The sequence below is a fragment of the Streptomyces chartreusis NRRL 3882 genome, from assembly GCF_900236475.1.
GTDB lineage: Bacteria > Actinomycetota > Actinomycetes > Streptomycetales > Streptomycetaceae > Streptomyces > Streptomyces chartreusis_D.
Map to the genome: position 1 here is coordinate 1,797,019 of NZ_LT963352.1, position 16,558 is coordinate 1,813,576.

10 protein-coding genes and 1 pseudogene are annotated in these 16,558 nt (G+C 72.4%); 7 read left to right on the forward strand and 4 right to left on the reverse strand.

The features are described from left to right. Positions 1–12 precede the first annotated feature (12 nt). From SCNRRL3882_RS08050 to SCNRRL3882_RS08060, 3 genes and pseudogenes are all read left to right on the forward strand, one after another. Positions 13–2,865, forward strand: coding sequence for a helix-turn-helix transcriptional regulator (locus SCNRRL3882_RS08050; RefSeq protein WP_010039117.1), 2,853 nt, complete (start codon positions 13–15; stop codon positions 2,863–2,865). Between the two features lie 214 nt (positions 2,866–3,079). Beyond that, positions 3,080–3,871 carry a S1 family peptidase gene (locus SCNRRL3882_RS08055; protein WP_010039119.1) on the forward strand — a complete coding sequence of 264 codons (792 nt, stop codon included), beginning with the start codon at positions 3,080–3,082 and terminating at the stop codon, positions 3,869–3,871. Between the two features lie 152 nt (positions 3,872–4,023). Continuing rightward, positions 4,024–4,488: pseudogene (locus SCNRRL3882_RS08060) on the forward strand (LysE family translocator); the annotation flags it as partial. 13 nt (positions 4,489–4,501) lie between these two features. Here SCNRRL3882_RS08060 and SCNRRL3882_RS08065 read toward each other — a convergent pair. The 3 genes from SCNRRL3882_RS08065 to SCNRRL3882_RS08075 all read right to left on the reverse strand — a co-directional run bounded on the left by SCNRRL3882_RS08065 (position 4,502) and on the right by SCNRRL3882_RS08075 (position 8,131). Beyond that, a complete protein-coding gene (locus SCNRRL3882_RS08065) occupies positions 4,502–5,617 on the reverse strand; it encodes a winged helix DNA-binding domain-containing protein (protein ID WP_010039123.1) in 1,116 nt (371 codons plus the stop codon). A 54-nt stretch (positions 5,618–5,671) separates the two neighbouring features. After that, on the reverse strand, positions 5,672–6,637 hold the full coding sequence (locus tag SCNRRL3882_RS08070; RefSeq protein WP_010039125.1) for a YihY/virulence factor BrkB family protein: 966 nt from the start codon (positions 6,635–6,637) through the stop codon (positions 5,672–5,674). Positions 6,638–6,787: 150 nt separating this feature from the next. Then, positions 6,788–8,131 carry an MFS transporter gene (locus SCNRRL3882_RS08075; protein WP_010039126.1) on the reverse strand — a complete coding sequence of 448 codons (1,344 nt, stop codon included), beginning with the start codon at positions 8,129–8,131 and terminating at the stop codon, positions 6,788–6,790. 383 nt (positions 8,132–8,514) lie between these two features. Between SCNRRL3882_RS08075 and SCNRRL3882_RS08080 the strand changes: the two genes are divergently transcribed. The 4 genes from SCNRRL3882_RS08080 to argG all read left to right on the forward strand — a co-directional run bounded on the left by SCNRRL3882_RS08080 (position 8,515) and on the right by argG (position 15,043). Continuing rightward, a complete protein-coding gene (locus SCNRRL3882_RS08080) occupies positions 8,515–10,323 on the forward strand; it encodes a methylmalonyl-CoA mutase family protein (RefSeq protein ID WP_010039128.1) in 1,809 nt (602 codons plus the stop codon). Further along, positions 10,323–12,515, forward strand: coding sequence for a methylmalonyl-CoA mutase (gene scpA / locus SCNRRL3882_RS08085; RefSeq protein WP_010039130.1), 2,193 nt, complete (start codon positions 10,323–10,325; stop codon positions 12,513–12,515). The genes SCNRRL3882_RS08080 and scpA overlap by 1 nt, the downstream gene beginning before the upstream one ends. Beyond that, entirely contained in the window at positions 12,512–13,504 is a 993-nt protein-coding gene (meaB, locus tag SCNRRL3882_RS08090) for a methylmalonyl Co-A mutase-associated GTPase MeaB (protein ID WP_010039134.1), read from the forward strand. Before scpA ends, meaB begins: the two co-directional genes overlap by 4 nt. A gap of 84 nt (positions 13,505–13,588) precedes the next feature. Continuing rightward, positions 13,589–15,043, forward strand: coding sequence for an argininosuccinate synthase (gene argG, locus SCNRRL3882_RS08095; RefSeq protein WP_010039136.1), 1,455 nt, complete (start codon positions 13,589–13,591; stop codon positions 15,041–15,043). An 81-nt stretch (positions 15,044–15,124) separates the two neighbouring features. Here the strand turns inward: argG and pntB are convergent, their stop codons facing one another. Then, a complete protein-coding gene (gene pntB, locus SCNRRL3882_RS08100; protein ID WP_010039138.1) occupies positions 15,125–16,558 on the reverse strand; it encodes a Re/Si-specific NAD(P)(+) transhydrogenase subunit beta in 1,434 nt (477 codons plus the stop codon).

The window sequence follows — 16,558 nt, forward strand, 5'->3', positions numbered from 1 at the left end:
CGGAGGGGAGCGGTGACCGTGCCACGGGACTTCCAGGAGCCTCCCAGGAGCCGCCCCGACCTGGTCATCGGCCGGGAGGACCTGTTCACGTCGGCGCGTGAGCAGCTCGGCCGAGGCGGCAGTGTGCTGCTCCACGGCCCCGCGGGAATTGGAAAGTCGACGGTCCTGCGGGCGCTGGCCGCGGATTACGCCGGTGCGGCCCGGACCGTGTTGCGCTGCTCGGCCACCGAGTCCGAATCCCACCTGCCCTTCCTGGCGCTGGCCGACCTGTTCGGCCTGGTCCTGGACGAGGTCTCCGGCGCGCTGCCCGCCGCTCAGCGCACCGCCCTGGAGTCCGCGCTCACCGGGCGCGGCGAGTCCACCCTCCAGCGCGACGGGCTCGCGCTGCGCCTCGCCGTGCTGTCGGCGCTGCGCGCCCTCGCCGCCAAGGGCCCGGTGCTGGTCGTCGCGGACGATCTCCAGTGGCTGGACGCGGCCAGCGCCGAACTGCTCGGTTTCGCCGCCCGCCGGCTGGGCGACACGCCGGTGCAGATGCTGTGCGCGGTGCGGACCGAGGGCCAGGAGTACGACCGCCATCTACGCGCGTCTCCGCCCGACACGCTCGCCGTCCGGCTGGGCCCGCTGTCCCGTACCCAGGTCTCCGCCCTGCTCGACCACCGCGGCTACACCCCCCTGTCCCGCTCCACGATCCGCGACATCCACCGCACCAGCGGCGGCAACCCCCTCTTCGCGCTGGAGCTGGGCCGCGCCCTCGCCGAGAGCCCCACCCGGCCCCGGCCCGGCGAGCCGCTGCCCGTGCCCACCTCGCTGCGGGCGCTGGTGCTGAGCCGGCTGGAGATGCTGTCCGACGAGGCGCGCCGCACCCTGCTCGTGGCCAGTGCCGGTGCCCGTCCCACGCTGGCGCTGCTGCACGCCGCCGGCCGGGAGCACGCCGAGGCCGAGACCGCCCAGGCCGCGGCGCTGGGGCTGCTGGCGACCGAGGGCGAGGGTCCCGCCGTACGGTTCGCGCACCCGCTGATCTCGGCCGCGCTGTACGCGGAGGCCCCGGCCCGGGAGCGGCGGGCCGTGCACGCCGCCCTTTCCACGGCGGCCTCCGACCCGATCGAGCGGGCCCGGCACCTGGCCCTGGCGACCACGGGCACCGACCCGGAGGTGGCGGCCCGGCTCGCCGAGGCCGCCGCGCTGGCCCGGGACCGCGGGGCGCCGTCGGTGGCCGCCTCGCTCGGGCTGCTCGCGGCCCGGCACACCCCGGCGGACAGTACGCCCGGCCCGGACGAGCGGCGGCTCCAGGCCGCGGAGGACGCGATCACGGCCGGCGAGGCCGATCTCGCCCGGGACATCGCCCGGGACGTGCTGACCCGGGCCACCGTGCCGGCGGAGCGGGTGCGGGCGTGGATGGTGGTCATCGAGGCGGCCGGGCAGGCGCTCGGTGACGTCGACGCCGTCTTCCCGCAGGTCCTGGCCGACGCGGGCGACGACCCGCGGCTGCTCGCCCTGGTCCACTACCAGCTGGCCTGGCGCGGCCTGGTCGTGGAGGGCGACTTCGCCGAGGCCCGGCAGGAGGCCGCGCACGCGGCGGAGCTGGCCGCCCGCGGCAAGGACCGGCGCACCGAGCTGATGGCGCTGTCCTTCCAGGCCTCCACCGAGACCCTGATGGGCCACCCGGACGCCCCGGCGACCGTCAAACGGGCACTGAAGGAACCACAGGACCCGTATGTGGCCTGCCACCACAACGGCGCAGGCTCGGCCCGGTTCCGGTGGCTGATCATGAGCGACCAGCTGCCCGAGGCGCGGGCGACCATCACCGCCCTGCTGCGCGAGGTGCGCAGACGCGGCATGGTCGAGAGCGAGGTGCACTTCCTGCGCTTCCTCGCCGAGACGGAACTGCGCTCCGGGCACTGCGGCCGGGCCCTGGACCTGGCCCGCGAGAGCCTGCGGCTCGCCCGCGACTCGGGGATCGGCGAGGGCGCCTCCGCCATGCTGACCTCCCTCGCGGAGGCCTCGGCCGGGGATGTCGACCGGGCGCTGGCCCTCGCCCGTGAGGCGGCGGACCACGCCGAGGTCGACGGCGACCAGATGTACCTGTCCCGCGCCCTGGCGGCACTGGGCTACGCCCAGTTGGTGGCCGGGGACCCGGCGGCCACGGTCCGTTCGCTGCGCCGGGTGCGGGAACTGGAGCAGGGCCTCGGCATCACGGACCCGGCGCGCGGCCGCTGGCACGGCGACCTCGCCGAGGCCCTGGTCCGCGTCGGCGAACCGGGTGAGGCCCAGGACGTCATCGACACGGCGCGGGTGCACGCGCTGCGGCTGGGCCGGGAGAGCGTGCTGGCCGTCCTCGACCGGGCCGAGGCGCTGGTGCGGGCGGCACGCGGCGAACACGAGGCCGCCCTGGTCCGGCTGACGTCCGTTCAGGACCGGCTCGGCCGGCTGGGCTACGGCCTGGAGGAGGCCCGGGCCGCCTTCGCACTGGCCCGGCTGCGCACCCGGACCGTGGGTCTCGTCCGCACCGGCGGGACTCCCCTGCCGGGACCGGCGTCGTACGACGAGGCCGCCCGGCTGTTCCGGCGCTGCCGGGCGCTGCCCTGGCTGCGGCAGGTCGACGCGGCCGCCGCTGCCGGTCCCGCGGCGGTGGAGCCGGTCTCCGTCGCCCCGCCCGTCGCGCTCGACGCGCTGGAGGGTCTCGCGTCGATGGAGCGTCAGGTCGCCTCACTGGTGATGGAGGGCGCGACCAACCGGGAGATCGCGGCCCGTCTGTTCATCAGCGTCAAGACCGTCGAGGCGACCTTGACCCGGGTCTACCGGAAGCTGGGGATCCGTTCGCGGGTGGACATCGTCCGGCTGGCGGCGGGCCGCCGCACGACCTGACCCCACCCGCGCCCACCAGGGCCGACGAGGCCCGACCGAGGGTTTTCCCTGCCCAACTCCCTTAGGGGGTTCCCTCATTGGGAGCCCGCCCTGCCGGGCTCTAGCTTTGTCGCGTGCCGCTCGCCGGGCACACGGAGATCCGAACAACGGCGTCAGGGTCACCGTGCACCACCCACCCGCGCGACCCCCCACCGGCAACTCCCCGAGGAGACCCATGTTCGGGTTCGACCGTGCCAAGAAGGCCGCCGCCGTCGCCACCGCGACCGCTGCCGCCGCCGCGACCGCGCTGCTCGCCGCTCCCGCCGCCGTCGCCGCGCCCCAGCCGATCGTCGGCGGTACCACGACCACGACGACCGCGTACCCGTTCGTCATGCAGATCACGGATGCCTCACAGAGCCAGTTCTGCGGCGGCACGCTGGTCTCGCCCACCAAGGTCGTCACCGCCGCCCACTGCATGGTCGGCGAGACCACCAGCAGCGTGCGCGTCGTCGGCGGCCGCACCTACCGCAACGGCACCAACGGCACGGTCAGCAGAGTCAGCAAGATCTGGATCCACCCGAGCTACACCGACGTCACCAACGGCGACGACGTGGCCGTGCTGACACTGTCGACGTCGATGCCGTACACGCCGGCGAAGTTCGTCTCCTCCTCGCAGACTTCGGTGTACGCGGCCGGCACCACCGCCCGCATCCTCGGCTGGGGCACCACCTCCTCCGGCGGCAGCGCCTCCAACCAGCTGCGCACCGCGACCGTACCGACCGTGTCCGACTCCAGTTGCGCGAGCTCCTACGGCTCCGACTTCGTGCAGAGCGACATGGTGTGCGCCGGAAAGACCTCCGGCGGCGTGGACACCTGCCAGGGCGACAGCGGCGGCCCCCTGCTCATCGGGGGCGTCCTGGCAGGCATCACTTCCTGGGGCGAGGGCTGCGCCCAGGCCGGTTACCCGGGTATATACACCCGGCTGACGACCTTCTCCAACCTGGTCACGACGCAGGTCAACTCGTAGCCGGGCAAAGCTCCTGAGCACCCCTCAGGTGAAATACCAGGGGGCGTTGCGGGCCTCCACGAGCGGCCCGCAACGCCCCCTCTCCATGTCATCGTCCGGGTTCGGGGGCTTGAATGGGCCGCAGACGGGAGTGATGCTCATGGTTTCCGCCGATCGGCTCGCTGGTCGAGCGGTCGGTGGCGGTGTACTTGACGGTGAAGCTGGCGGGCGCCGCGTATCTGGTCTTCCTGGGTGTGCAGGCGTTCCGGCACCGCAAGCAACTCAAGGCGTCGCAGATCAGCACCCGGCCGGCCGAACCGGCCCGCGGCGGCCTCCGTACGCTCCTGGACGGGGTCCTCGTCGGTGTCACGATCCCGAAGGGCGTGCTGTTCTTCGCCGCCGTCCTGCCGCAGTTCGTGGAGCACTCGGCGGGCCATGTCACCCTCCAGATGCTCCTGTTGGGTCTCGTACCGATCTCGATCGGCCTGGTCACGGACACCCTGTGGGGCCTGACGGCGTCGGCGGCCCGCACCTGGTTCGCCCGCTCCGACCGCCGCCTTTCGCTGATCGGCGGGGCGGGCGGCTGCACGATGATCGGCCTGGGCGTGACGGTGGCGGTGACGGGCCGGGCGGACTGAGCCGCCGCTCCCGTCAGGTGCGTACGGCGCCGAAGCGGATGTCGTAGGACGTCTCCGGGTGCATCATCCGCAGCATCCGCTCCGCCTCGGCGGTGACCTCGTCCCGCTGCGCCCCGGTGAGCCGGCCGAAGGGCTCGATGACGAGCGCGTGCTCCTCCAGTCGCCACAGACCCGCGAGGAACCCGTCGACGAGGAGGGTGCGGTGGGCGACGTTGCCCTGCCAGGCGCGGCCCCGGTACTCGGGCGGGACGACGCGGGTGCGGTCGGCGTGGGAGAGCAGCAGATTGTCGAACTCGGGCAGGAAGCGCGGCGGGGCCGGGGTGTCCGGGTCGGGGCGGGGGGCGTCCGGCAGGTCGAAGAGCTCGACGCCTCCTGCGTCCCGGAACGTGACCAGTCGCGGGCGGAGGCGTTCGAAGGCTTCGCGCAACCGGGTCAGTCCGGCCCAGGTCTGCATGTCCCGCACGGAGGCCGGGCCGAAGGCGGCGAGGTAGCGCAGCACGACCGCATCCGGTGTGGCGGCCGGTCCGGCGGGGCGGCCGAGCCAGTGCTCGGCGGTGGTCAGGCTGACCTGCCCGCTGTGGCCCCACAGGCCGCGCGGGGTCACCTGCACGAGCGGCAGACGGCACCGGGCGGCGACGGCCAGGGCCTGCGGGTCGGCGTCGGGCCACTCCTGGAGCAGGGCCTCGCGCAGTTGCTTCATGGTGCGGGGCTCGGTCTCGACGAGGTCGCGGGCGAGGGCGGCGAGCCGGTCCAGGTCGACACCGGCGAGCCCCTTGCGGAAGTTCGTCAGCTCCCGGTCCCGGGCCGGCTGCACCAGCGGACGCAGGGTGAGGCAGTCGTCCGCGGTGTGGGTGTGGATGGTGGAGCGCACCGTGACGATCCGGACGACCTCGCGATCGGCCATCAGCCGGGACAGCGCCTCGGGGGCGAAGCCGTCGAGGCGGGCGGCGAGCGCGTAGTACGGAGGCTTGACGTTCTGCGCCTGGAGGCCGACCAGGTGCTCGACGGCCGCGGCGGCGGAGATCCGGGCCGGGCGCAGGAGCAGCTGCCGGTCGAGGGTGGCGCGGTTGAGGGCCCGGGTACCGAGGTGGGGTGCCGGGCCGGCGACGCTCCGCTTGCTGTTCGTCATGGGGGCACGGTAGCGAGAGTCGCGGACAGGTTCTGGCCGCGATGGTCGCGGACCTCACGCGCCGGGTCCGGGGTCCGGCTGGACGGCGGATTCGATGCCGGCGCGGGCCGCTTCCAGCTGGGCGGCGAACGCGATGCCGAGGAAGAGCGCGACGGCGGTGAGGTTGGCCCACAGCAGCAGGGCGATGAAGGCGGTGAGCGGTCCGTACACGGCGCCGAAGGCACCGCTCTCCTCGACGTACAGCGCGAGCAGCCAGGTGGCCGACACCCACAGCAGCAGATGCACGGCCGAGCCGAAGGCCAGCCAGGTGTAGCCGGGCTGGACGCGGCGGGGCGACCAGCGGAAGATCACGGCGGAGGCCACCCAGGCCAGCGCGAGCCCCACGGGAATGTCGAGCACGCCCCACCACCGCGACCCGCTGTCCTGCCAGCCGGCCGAGTCCGCCACCGCGTCGCCCACGGCCTCGCCCGCGACGAGGACGACGAACCCCAGTACCAGGGGCAGGCCGGCGGCGAGCGCGAGAGCGATCGCCCGCCCGTACTTGCGCGGGAAGGGACGGTCGCGCTCGATGCCGTAGATGCGGTTGGCGCCGCGCTCGATCTGGCCCATGGCCGAGGCGAGGTTCAGCAGCGCGAAGCCCAGTCCGAGCCACAGGGCGAGCGTGCTCCAGACATCGCCGTGCGCGGTGCGCCGCGTCCCCTCGAAGGCGTCCTCGACGATCTGCGCGCTGGCACCCGGCACGATCCGGCCGAGGGTGAGTTCGATGACCCGGCCCACGCCCTCCGTGTGCACCGACGTGGCCAGCCCGACGAGCGCCACGGTGCACGGGACCAGCCCGAGCACCACCTGGAAGGCGAGGGCCCGCGCGTTGGTGAAGCCGTCCGCGTATCGGAACCGTGTGAAGGAGTCGGCCAGCAGCCGCAGCCCTCCGTAGTGGCGCAGGGCGGTGAACGCCTCGTCTCCGGAGAGCTCGTCTCCGATCATGTCCCGGGTCTGCGGGACGTGGACGGCGGTACCCATGGCGTGGACGCTCCTTGTCGTCGGGCTGCTCCTTGTCCGGTTGCCCCGTGAACCTCTCCCCTCTCGCATCCGGCCGGTACCGGCCTGCCAGGGAATTCCGGGCCGGTTCCGCCATCCGGCGGTCGGCTCATCGGGCAGCTCCGCCCGAGATCACCCGGGCGTTTGGTCCATCACCGCGGCGGGCAGGGAGATCCGCCAGGCGACGCACCCGGCCAGAGCGAGCCCGGCGACGGCCAGGAGGCTGCTGGCGAGGAACGGGTCGGCGCCGCCCAGGGCGGGAGCGAACCCGATGCCGACGTAGAGCGTGACGCCGGTGGAACCGCCCAGCTGGTCGGCGGCTCGCTGAACGCCCGAGGCGATGCCGGCGTCGTCCTCGGTCACGCCGGTCACCGCGACGTACTGCAGCCCGACGATCCCGAACCCCATTCCGGCCGCGATGAGCGTCATGGCCGGAATCATCGCCCAACCGGTGGCCCCGAGCGCGGAGACCACAGCGATGGCTGCCATCGCCAGCACGGTGAAGCCGATCCCGGCCAGGACACAGGCCCGGGCGCCCCACCGTCCGAGCAGCCGGGGAACCAGCACCGAGGCCGCGATCAGGGACACCGCCAGGGGCAGCATCGTCAGACCGGCCTGAAGCGGGCCGGCGCCCGACCGGTCCTGGAGGTAGTAGGTGAACAGCAGGAACGAGGTGGACAGGGCCGCGCTCAGCAGGGCGGTGGCGAGGTTGGCCAGGACGCGCGGCCGGTTGCGGAAGAGCCGCAGCGGCACGAGCGGGTCCCGTGAACGGCGCTCGACCCTGACGAACAGGGCTCCGGCTGCCACCGCGCCGGCCAGCGCCGCCGGCGGCAGCCAGGGCGGCGTGCCGTCCGCCTCTCCCGCCTCGATGACGCCGAGGGTGAACAGCAGCGGAGCCGCGACCAGCAAGAACGAACCGGGAAGGTCCAGCGGTGTGGGCCCGGCGGGCCGGTCGCTCGGCACGAGCAGGGCCGCAGCAGCGAGTACCACCAGGATGAACGGCACGGACACCAGGAAGATCCAGCGCCAGCCGAGCAGTTCGGTGATGATCCCGGAGACCACGAACCCGAGGACGAGGCCGCAGCTCGCGACGGCCGCCCACACGCTCAGCGCCCGCGACCTGCGCGGCCCCTCGGGGAACATGAGCACGATCACTGCCATCGCTGCCGGGAGCGCGATCGCTTCTCCGGCGCCCTGCAGCAGCCGGGCTGTCACCAGCACGGCGAAGGACGGCGCGAGCCCGGCCAGCAAGGACGCGGCGCCGAAGACAGTTGTGCCGAGCAGGAGGATGCGGCGCCTGCCGAGCACGTCGCCCAGCCGGCCGCCGAGCATCAGCAGCCCGCCGCCGGTGATCGTGTACCCGACCACGACCCAGGTCAGGGCGTGGCCTTCGACCCCCAAGTCGGCGCCGATCGAGGGCAGGGCGACATTGACCACGGTCACGTCGACCGCGATGAAGAACTGCAGCATGGCCATGCAGCACAGCACCAGCCACGCATGCACCGGGGACGATCCGGCCCCGCGCGAAGAGAGAAAGTCTGAAAACACCGAGTGCTCCGTTGCCCAGAAGAAGTTCCGAGCAGCACGAACGTGCCGCTCCGGTTCACCCACGGAGCGACGGAACGTTCAACAGAAGTGAGACGAACGCCCCGCCGCTAGCGGAGCGTCCTCGTCACCGCAGCACAAGCCGCGCACGAAGCACCAGACATGCCGCCGATGCTACCGGAGCCAACTCCCGCCTGTCCGCGCGACCTCCACGGGGCCTCATCGCGGGGAGAGCACGATCACAGAAACGGGGAGGGCAAGGTCACAGCCTCGCCCACTGCTGCTCCTCTGTGTCCGTGTCCTAGCATCCGAGCATGACGGTCCTGCCTGACGACGGGCTCGAGCTGGCCGGCGATTTCCCTGACGTGCCCCATGAGCAGTGGCAGCGCCTTGTGGCGGGTGTGCTGCGCAAGTCGGGCAGGGAAGTGGAGGGCGCCGAGGCCGAGGAAGCCCTGTCCACCGCGCTGGAGGACGGGCTGCGCACCCGGCCTCTCTACACCGCGCACGACACCGCGCCCGAGCCGGGTCTGCCCGGATTCGCACCCTACGTGCGGGGCGGCCGGGCCGAGGGGAACACGCTCGGCGGCTGGGACGTACGGCAGCGGCACACGGTGGCCGACGGCGGCGCGGTGCTCACGGATCTGGAGAACGGCGTCACCTCCCTGTGGCTGGCCGTGGGGGAAGGCGGCATTCCGCTGCCGGAGCTCGGCCGGGTCCTCGACGGCGTCCTTCTCGACCTCGCCCCGGTTGTCCTCGACGCGGGACGTGAACCCGGGCCCGCGGCACGGGAGTTGCTGCGGCTGTACGAGGAGCGCGGTGTCGCACGGGAGGCGGCACGCGGCAACCTGGGCGCGGATCCGCTGGGTCATGAGGCCCGGAGCGGGCAGCAGGGCGACGTCGCCCCGGCGGCCGAGCTCGCGCGGCTGTGTGCCGAGGGGTACCCGGGGCTGCGGGCGATTACCGTGGACGCCCTGCCGTACCACGAGGCCGGCGGCTCGGCCGCCCAGGAGCTGGGCTGCTCGCTGGCCACGGGAGTTGCGTATCTGCGGGACCTCACCGAGGCCGGGCTGAGCGTCGAACAGGCCTGTGCGCAGCTGGAGTTCCGGTACGCGGCGACCGCCGACCAGTTCCTGACGATCGCCAAGCTGCGGGCCGCGCGCCGGCTGTGGGCGCGGGTGGCCGAGGTCTGCGGGGCGCCGCGTGCAGGGGCGCAGCTCCAGCACGTCGTGACGTCTCCGGTGATGATGACGCGCCGCGACCCGTGGGTGAACATGCTGCGCACGACCATCGCCACGCTGGCCGCCGGTGCGGGCGGTGCCGACTCGGTCACCGTGCTGCCCTTCGACCACGCCCTCGGCCTGCCGGACGCGTTCGCCCGCCGTATCGCCCGCAACACCTCCACGATCCTCATCGAGGAGTCGCACCTGTCCCGGGTGATCGACCCGGCGGGCGGCTCCTGGTACGTGGAGCGGCTCACCGACGAACTCGCCCACGCGGGCTGGGAGTTTCTCCGGCGGATCGAGCGGCTCGGTGGCATGGCGGCCGCCCTGCGCTCCGGGGACGTCGAGCAGGACCTCGCCGAGACCTGGCGGGCGCGCACCGCCAGGCTGGCCAAGCGGCGCGAACCCATCACCGGCGTCAGCGAGTTCCCCCACCTGGCCGAGAAGCCGGTCGTGCGCGAGAGCGCGCCCGAGCGGCCGTCCGGCGGCCTGCCGCGGGTGCGCCGCGACGAGGCCTTCGAGGCACTGCGGGCCCGCTCGGACGCGCATCTCGCCGCGACCGGCTCCCGGCCCCGGATCTTCCTCGCCGCGCTCGGCCCGGCCGCCGCCCACACCGCACGCCTCACCTTCGCGTCGAACCTGTTCCAGGCGGGCGGCATCGAGCCGGTCACCGGGGGCACGTTCGCGGAGAGCGGTGCGACGGAGGCCGTGCTGTGCTCCAGCGACGCCGTGTACGAGGAGCAGGCGGCGGCCCGGGCCGCGGAGCTCAGGGAGGCGGGCGCCTCACACGTGTTCCTCGCCGGGCGGCCCGGGGAGTACCCGGGTGTCGACGCGTACGTCTTCGCGGGCTGCGATGCCGTGGCCGTGCTCTCCGCGACCCTCGACCGCATGGGAGTGTCCTGATGACCGCCCCCTCCGACCGTTCCGTCCCCGACTTCTCCGGGATCGAGCTGGGGACCCCGGCCTGTGACGGCGGCCCCGACGAGTGGCGTACGGCGGTCAAGAACGCCTCCGGCGGTGACGACCTGCTGTGGGAGACCCCGGAGGGCATCACGGTCAAGCCGCTGTACACCGGTCGTGACCTGGAGGGCCTGGACTTCCTGGACACGTATCCGGGCGCGGCGCCGTATCTGCGGGGCCCGTACCCGACGATGTACGTCAACCAGCCCTGGACGATCCGTCAGTACGCCGGTTTCTCCACGGCCGAGGAATCGAACGCCTTCTACCGGCGCAACCTCGCGGCCGGGCAGAAGGGCCTGTCGGTCGCCTTCGACCTGCCCACGCACCGGGGGTACGACAGCGACCACCCGCGCGTGACCGGTGACGTCGGCATGGCGGGCGTGGCGATCGACTCGATCTACGACATGCGGCAGCTGTTCGACGGGATCCCGCTGGACAGGATGACGGTGTCGATGACGATGAACGGCGCCGTGCTGCCGGTGCTGGCGCTGTACATCGTCGCCGCCGAGGAACAGGGCGTGCCGCCCGAGAAGCTGGCCGGGACCATCCAGAACGACATCCTCAAGGAGTTCATGGTCCGCAACACCTACATCTATCCGCCGAAGCCGTCGATGCGGATCATCTCCGACATCTTCGCCTTCACCTCGCAGCGGATGCCGCGCTACAACTCCATCTCCATCTCCGGCTACCACATCCAGGAGGCGGGCGCGACGGCCGACCTGGAGCTGGCGTACACGCTCGCGGACGGCGTGGAGTACATCCGGGCAGGCCGGGAAGCCGGCCTGGACGTGGACGCGTTCGCGCCCCGGCTGTCGTTCTTCTGGGCGATCGGCATGAACTTCTTCATGGAGGTCGCCAAGCTGCGGGCGGCGCGCCTGCTGTGGGCCAAGCTGGTGCGGCAGTTCGACCCGAAGAACGCCAAGTCGCTTTCCCTGCGGACCCATTCGCAGACCTCCGGCTGGTCGCTGACCGCGCAGGACGTGTTCAACAACGTGACGCGCACCTGCGTCGAGGCGATGGCGGCGACGCAGGGGCACACCCAGTCGCTGCACACCAACGCCCTGGACGAGGCGCTGGCCCTGCCGACCGACTTCTCGGCGCGGATCGCCCGCAACACGCAGCTGCTGCTCCAGCAGGAGTCCGGCACGACCCGCGTGATCGACCCGTGGGGCGGCAGTGCCTACGTCGAACGGCTGACGTACGACCTCGCCCGGCGGGCCTGGCAGCACATCCAGGAGGTCGAGGCCGCGGGCGGCATGGCCAAGGCCATCGACGCGGGCATCCCCAAGCTGCGCATCGAGGAGGCCGCGGCCCGCACGCAGGCCCGGATCGACTCGGGCCGGCAGCCGGTCGTCGGCGTCAACAAGTACCGGGTGGACAGCGACGAGCAGATCGAGGTCCTGAAGGTCGACAACTCCTCCGTGCGCGCCCAGCAGATCGAGAAGCTGCGGCGGCTGCGGGCGGAGCGGGACGAGAGGGCGTGCCAGGAGGCGCTGGAAGCGCTGACCCGGGCCGCCGCCGGCGAGGGCAACCTGCTGGAGCTGGCGGTGCACGCGGCCCGGGCGAAGGCGACCGTCGGGGAGATCTCCGACGCCCTGGAGAAGGTGTACGGCCGGCACGCGAGCCAGATCCGTACGATCTCCGGCGTGTACCGCAACGAAGCAGGGGAGTCCCCGTCCGTGGACCGCACCCGAGCCCTGGTCTCCGACTTCGAGGAGGCCGAGGGCCGCCGCCCGCGCATCCTGGTGGCGAAGATGGGCCAGGACGGCCACGACCGCGGCCAGAAGGTGATCGCGACCGCCTTCGCCGACCTCGGCTTCGACGTGGACGTCGGCCCGCTGTTCCAGACGCCCGCCGAGGTGGCCCGGCAGGCCGTCGAGGCGGACGTGCACATCGTCGGTGTCTCCTCGCTCGCGGCCGGTCACCTCACCCTCGTCCCGGCGCTGCGCGAGCAGCTCGCCGAGGAGGGGCGCGAGGACATCATGATCGTGGTCGGCGGGGTGATCCCGCCGCAGGACGTGCCGACGCTGCTGGAGATGGGCGCGGCGGCGGTCTTCCCGCCGGGGACGGTGATCCCGGACGCGGCGTACGACCTGGTGAAGCGACTGTCGGACGGACTCGGGCACGACCTGTGATCGACGTCGACGCGTATGTGAAGGGCGTACTCGACGGGAAGCGGGCGATCATCGCCCGGGCCATCACGCTCGTCGAGTCGACCCGGCCTCAGCACCGGGCGCTGGCCCAGGAGTTGCTGACCGCACTGCTGCCGCACAGCGGCCGGGCCCGGCGGATCGGGGTCAGCGGGGTGCCGGGTGTGGGCAAGTCGACGTTCATCGACGCGTTCGGCTCGATGCTGACGGGGCTCGGGCACCGGGTGGCGGTGCTCGCCGTCGACCCGTCCTCCAGCCGTACCGGCGGCTCGATCCTCGGCGACAAGACGCGGATGGAACGGCTGGCGGTGGACCCCGCGGCGTTCGTCCGCCCCTCCCCCACCGCGGGCACGCTGGGCGGGGTCGCCAAGGCGACGCGTGAGTCGATCGTGGTGATGGAGGCGGCGGGCTACGACGTGGTCCTGGTGGAGACGGTCGGCGTCGGCCAGTCCGAGACCGCGGTCGCGAACATGGTCGACTCCTTCCTGCTGCTCACCCTCGCCCGCACGGGCGACCAGCTCCAGGGCATCAAGAAGGGCGTCCTGGAACTGGCCGACGTGATCGCCGTGAACAAGGCGGACGGGCCGCACGAGCGGGACGCCCGGGCCGCCGCGCGGGAGCTGTCGGGCGCGCTGCGGCTGATGCACGGCAAGGACGCGTTCTGGACCCCGCCCGTGCTCAGCTGCAGCGCGCGGGAGTCGAACGGCCTGGACACGGTGTGGGAGCGCCTCGAACAGCACCGCTCGCTGCTGGACTCCACCGGCCGCCTCACCGCCAAGCGCCGTGACCAGCAGGTCGACTGGACCTGGACCATGGTCCGCGAGGAACTCCTCGGCCGGCTGCACGCGGACCCGGCGGTGCGGGCGCTGGCTCCGGCGCTGGAACAGCGGGTCCGGGCGGGCGAGCTGACCCCGACGCTGGCGGCGGAGCGGATTCTGGGGGCGCTCGGGGGGTCCGGCTCGGCGGGTTCCTGACCGGGAGCAGCGGGAATGGCGGTTGCGCCAACGGTTCCGCATACCGAGCTTGCATGAATATGCAAAGTGATACATACTCTTTCTATGTCCAAGGTCCTCACCTCCCTGCCCGCCGGCGAGCGCGTCGGCATCGCCTTCTCGGGCGGTCTCGACACCTCCGTCGCGGTCGCGTGGATGCGCGACAAGGGCGCCGTCCCGTGCACCTACACCGCCGACATCGGCCAGTACGACGAACCCGACATCGCGTCGGTGCCCGGCCGTGCCAAGACCTACGGGGCCGAGATCGCGCGTCTGGTCGACTGCCGGGCCGCGCTGGTCGAGGAGGGCCTGGCCGCGCTGACCTGCGGGGCGTTCCACATCCGCTCGGGCGGGCGGGCGTACTTCAACACCACGCCGCTCGGCCGTGCCGTCACGGGCACGCTGCTGGTGCGGGCGATGCTGGAGGACGACGTCCAGATCTGGGGCGACGGCTCGACCTTCAAGGGCAACGACATCGAGCGGTTCTACCGCTACGGCCTGCTCGCCAACCCGCACCTCAGGATCTACAAGCCCTGGCTGGACGCGGCGTTCGTGACCGAGCTCGGCGGCCGCAAGGAGATGTCGGAGTGGCTGCTCGCCCACGGGCTGCCCTACCGCGACAGCACGGAGAAGGCGTACTCCACCGACGCCAACATCTGGGGCGCCACGCACGAGGCCAAGACCCTGGAGCACCTGGACACCGGCATCGAGACCGTCGAGCCGATCATGGGCGTGAAGTTCTGGGACCCCGAGGTCGAGATCGCCACCGAGGACGTGACGATCGGCTTCGACCAGGGCCGCCCCGTGACGATCAACGGCAAGGAGTTCTCCTCCCCCGTCGACCTGGTCATGGAGGCCAACGCCATCGGCGGCCGGCACGGCCTGGGCATGTCGGACCAGATCGAGAACCGGATCATCGAGGCCAAGAGCCGCGGCATCTACGAGGCCCCGGGCATGGCCCTGCTGCACGCCGCGTACGAGCGCCTGGTCAACGCGATCCACAACGAGGACACCCTCGCCCAGTACCACACCGAGGGACGGCGGCTCGGCCGGCTGATGTACGAGGGCCGCTGGCTGGACCCGCAGGCGCTGATGATCCGCGAGTCGCTGCAGCGGTGGGTCGGCGCGGCCGTCACCGGCGAGGTGACGCTGCGGCTGCGGCGCGGTGAGGACTACTCGATCCTCGACACGACCGGCCCGGCGTTCAGCTACCACCCGGACAAGCTGTCCATGGAGCGCACGGAGGACTCCGCGTTCGGCCCGGTGGACCGGATCGGCCAGCTCACCATGCGCAACCTGGACATCGCCGACTCCCGCGCCAAGCTGGAGCAGTACGCCGGCATCGGCCTGATCGGCACCGGCAGCCCGACCATCGGCGCCTCCCAGGCGGCCGCGACCGGGCTGATCGGCACCATGCCGGAGCTGCCGCAGGGCGGCGCCGAGGCCATCGCCTCCCGGGGCGAGGTCTCCGACGAGGACGCGTGGCTGGACCGCGCCGCGATGGAGTCCGGCACGGACTGACCGCGCGGCGGCACGCGGGAGGACACGGGAAGGCCGGCTCGACACCGTCGAGCCGGCCTTCCCGTGTGGGTGCCCAGTGGATCAGCCGGACGTGCCCGCCATCTCCCGGAGCGGGGTGTCCAGGGCGTCGAGGCTGCGCAGGATGTCCTCCACGCGCTGCTTGGCGTCGCCGAAGAGCATCTGGCTGTTCTCCCGGAAGAACAGCGGGTTCTGCACACCGGCGTACCCGGCGGCCATCGACCGCTTGAAGACGACCACGTTGGCCGCCTCCCACACGTGCAGCACCGGCATGCCCGCGATGGGGCTCGACGGGTTGTCGGTGGCGGCCGGGTTGACGGTGTCGTTGGCGCCGATGACCAGGACGACCGAGGTGGCGGCGAAGTCGTCGTTGATCTCGTCCATTTCCAGAACGATGTCGTACGGCACGTTCGCCTCGGCCAGCAGCACGTTCATGTGCCCGGGCAGCCGGCCGGCGACGGGGTGGATGCCGAAGCGCACCTCGACGCCCCGCTCGCGCAGCTTGCGCGCCAGCTCGGCGACCGGGTACTGGGCCTGGGCGACCGCCATGCCGTAGCCCGGCGTGATGATCACCGAGGAGGCGTCGCGCAGGAGTTCCGCGGTCTCCTCCGCGCTGATCTCCCGGTGCTCCCCGTGCTCGCCGTCGTCGGCCGCCGCCGCCGGCGTCCCGAATCCGCCCGCGATCACCGAGATGAAGGAGCGGTTCATCGCCTTGCACATGATGTACGACAGGTAGGCACCGGAGGAGCCGACCAGCGCGCCGGTGACGATCAGCAGGTTGTTGGCGAGCAGGAAGCCCGAGGCGGCGGCGGCCCAGCCGGAGTAGCTGTTGAGCATGGAGACGACCACCGGCATGTCACCGCCGCCGATGGAGGCGACCAGGTGCGCGCCCAGGGCCAGGGCGATGACGGTCACCGCGATGAGGAGACCCATGTTCGGGCGGGCCACGAACGCGACGGTGAGCGCGACGAAGGCGACCAGGGCACCGATGTTCAGGACGTGCTTGCCGGGCAGCGTGAGCGGGCGGGAGTCGATGCGTGCCGAGAGCTTCAGGTACGCGACGACGGAACCCGTGAAGGTGACGGCGCCGATGAACACCCCGATGAACACCTCGGCGTGGTGGATGCCGAGCAGCGAACCGGTGAGCTCGGCGTCGACGTCGAGGTAGCCGTTCCAGCCGACGAACGCGGCGGCGAGGCCGACGAGGCTGTGCATGATGGCGATCAGCTCGGGCATGCCGGTCATCTCGACCACCCGGGCCCGCCACAGTCCGATGCCCGCGCCGATGGCGGTCGCGACGACGATCAGCACGAGGCCGGTGGCGGTGATGCTCTTCGAGGCGAGGCCGACGGTGGCGGCCAGCGCGACGACCATGCCCGCGATGCCCCAGACGACTCCCGAGCGCGAGGTCCGGTGCTGCGAGAGTCCGGCGAGGCTGAGGATGAACAGCAGCGCGGCGACGACGTAGGCGGCTTCTGAGGCCGTGACTGTGGTCAT